Below are 2,877 nucleotides of genomic sequence, written 5' to 3'. Positions count from 1 at the left end.
ATCGGTCATGGAGTCGACAAATCCAAGAAGAACAGCACCGACATCACCATCACAGGCCTCTCCGAGTGGAGCGATTTGCACAGTCAGATACTCGACAGCACACTGCGTCACCTGATGTTGTACATTCGCAAGTATCCATACCTGGTCACGAGTGCGTTCGCATTAAGCTGGCAAGAGCCGGCTACCGGACTGGTCAGGCCGTTAACAACTTCGGATGTTGGAGCGGCATCGGACCTGGAACTCGCCGAGTATTTGTTCAGAGTATTTCGACCCGGAGCGATCAACGTTCAGAAATACTCGAAGAGTGTCGGTGGTTACTACTACTGGCATTCGGAAATCTATCCTCGCGACCCAGCTGCCGAGACGCTCCATCGCGTCCTTTTGTTTATGTTCTATCTGAACGATGTAGAGCGCGGTGGTGAGACGGAGTTCTTGTACCAAGAACGGAAGCTCAAGCCGACCTCTGGGACGATGGTGATCGCTCCCGCCGGTTTTACCCATACCCATCGCGGCAATGTGCCCGAGTCGCACGACAAATACATTCTGAGCAGCTGGATCTTGTTCAACCGCGCCGAGCAGCTCTATGCGCGCAAACCCAATCCGGCGTGAGACGACACCAGCGACACAAAGACAGGCATTGCCAACCTCGCCATTTTACTGGCAACCCGAACGTTGCCTGGCTCACGATAGACGGAGTCAACGGGCCACCGTCTGGTGATGGTAGCTCTCTACTCGCGCTTAGAAATTAATTGAATGGAAACTATCAGTAATCAGTGATCAATTAACCTTTAATCATGAGTCAGTTATGATGATGAAATTATTAAGCTCTGTAGTCATTTTGGCAAGTTTACTGAATGTTACACCTAGGATGGTAAATCATCCACCCCGACAAGTTGCTCAAGCGTCTAGCGTTTCTTCGATTCAAGGTTATTGTTTTTCAGTCGCTAATGATGATCTAGATTCTACGGCGAGGATTTATATTCAGGGAAATCAAGTCACGGGTCGGGTAGAAGCTACGATTCATAATGAACAAGAATCTTATTATAGTTCCTATACTCAAACCTTACAAGGAAGGAAAAATGGGAATCAGTTAAACTTAAATATCAAGACAAAAATTGAGTTAGATACTCAAACAACTCAAGAAAAATGGACGTTAACTTCAGATTCTTTGAATACGGGACGAGTCGTTTATCAAAAACAACCTTGTTTAGTATCTCAAATTCGGTTGGCACCAGGAACTAATACCACTGCAGTTAATCAATCGGTTGTTCGAGGTAGTCGAAATATTTATTTATTAAGAGCGAATCAAGGACAGAGAATGGATCTGAAAATTACAGCATTAGAAAATAATGCCGTATTCGATGTGATTGCACCGAATGGGCAAACTTTGAAAACAGAAGCTACCCAATCTAGTTTAAAATTACCGGCTACTGGAAATTATGAAATAATTGTAGGGGGAACTCGTGGCAATGCCACCTATAAATTAAATGTTAAAATTCAATAAATAGAAGGAAACATGGAACAGCCTTGAGGTTGGGGGAGTCTTGACTCTTGCCTCATCTCAACCAGCAATTTAAATGCGCGGGCAGCTTATCCTATATGGTACTGTTTAATTTTATTCCCACAAAAGTTGATTATGTCCTTACCTGAACTCCCTCTTCATCTTCAATTAACCCAAATGATTTCGGGTTACTGGCTATCTCAAGCTAAGCTAAAACGCACTTAAACCACCTAAAATAAAAATGGCTCTTCGGTTTGTGTTATGCAATGGACGGGGTTTATAAGGGATGTAACCCTTATGTATAAAGACATTTGGCGATTTTTGTTAATTGTTTTCGATCTAGAACGAACTAATCAATTAAGTCTCTTGCCAGATAAGGATTTAGTCGATTTATGCCCCCCCTATCGAACCATACCAAGTAACGAAGAACCCATTTCTTAAGATAGACAACAGAATTTATCTCCGACTACTTAACGGCATTATTCAGGGGGGATATTCATACAATACTGAAAAACAATCGAACGTTGCTTTTTTTCCTCTCTATCCTATTTTATTCAAATAAATTGCATCTTTAAATTCTTTAATTTTGCCTATTTATGGTCTTCTTTTTTCTAATTTATGTCTAATATTTGTCTTAATTTTTGTTTATAAAAATAGCAACATTTATCTGAATAAGAGAGGCTGTAAAAAGGTTTTAATTCTTATGTTAATTTTTCCTAACTCCTTTTTTTATAGCTGTTTTTATAGAGAAAGTTTATATTTGCTAACCACCTCTGCTTGTTTTTATTTCTTTCTGAATAAGAAATACTTTTGGTCTGGATTTTTGGGATTTTTTGCCAGTTTAACTAGAGTCACAGGAGTAATAATTTTTCTGGCTTTTGCTATCGAATTACTCTGGAAATATTTAAAGAAAAAAGAACTGCCCAAGAGAGAAAGTCTTTTCCTATTATTAATACCCTGTGGTTTAATTGCTTATATGGTATTTTTAGCGTGGAAATTCAACGAACCTTTGGCATTTGTTAAAATTCAGGATATGTGAGGTAGAAATGAGAGAGTATTTTCTTTAATTACTCTAATAAACTACTGGAAGAATATCAATTGTATAGAACTCTTGCAAATTAATTATATGTTATAATGATGGGTTGACTAATTTTCCCCAAAAAATTAGTTAATCAGTACATTCGTCCTGAATGAAAACTTGAAGTTTAACTTTTAACTCAAAACTCTTTAGAGCTGCTTTAATTTGGTTATCAAAACCTCTTTATTTAAGCGGCACAAACTATCTCAATTATAAAAATTGAGAATAAATTCTCCTTGACTTGATTAATCTTTAGGCAACTTTTAAGAAGCTGCTATACCTATCCCTAACTCATCGT

The 2,877-nt window shown here is 38.8% G+C and carries 3 protein-coding genes and 1 pseudogene; all 4 read left to right on the top strand.

Annotation, left to right across the window (positions count from 1 at the left end):
• Window positions 1-609: 2OG-Fe(II) oxygenase (locus tag PX481_RS29100; RefSeq protein WP_288097452.1), on the top strand; the 609-nt coding region annotated here is incomplete at its 5' end.
• Window positions 610-805: 196 nt separating this feature from the next.
• Window positions 806-1,504 carry a hypothetical protein gene (locus PX481_RS29095; RefSeq protein ID WP_002763548.1) on the top strand — a complete coding sequence of 233 codons (699 nt, stop codon included), beginning with the start codon at window positions 806-808 and terminating at the stop codon, window positions 1,502-1,504.
• Window positions 1,505-1,558: 54 nt separating this feature from the next.
• A pseudogene (locus PX481_RS30285) lies at window positions 1,559-1,708 on the top strand (methyltransferase); the annotation flags it as partial.
• Window positions 1,709-2,261: 553 nt separating this feature from the next.
• Window positions 2,262-2,540 carry a hypothetical protein gene (locus tag PX481_RS29090; protein WP_223213098.1) on the top strand — a complete coding sequence of 93 codons (279 nt, stop codon included), beginning with the start codon at window positions 2,262-2,264 and terminating at the stop codon, window positions 2,538-2,540.
• The last annotated feature ends 337 nt before the right edge of the window (window positions 2,541-2,877 follow it).

The sequence above is a fragment of the Microcystis sp. M53603_WE2 genome, assembly GCF_030065435.1.
This window is presented reverse-complemented; position numbering and strand designations above follow the sequence as displayed.

Coding starts and splice junctions, on each gene's coding strand:
- PX481_RS29095 (WP_002763548.1), top strand. CDS start 806: ATGATGATGAAATTATTAAGCTCTGTAGTCATTTTGGCAAGTTTACTG.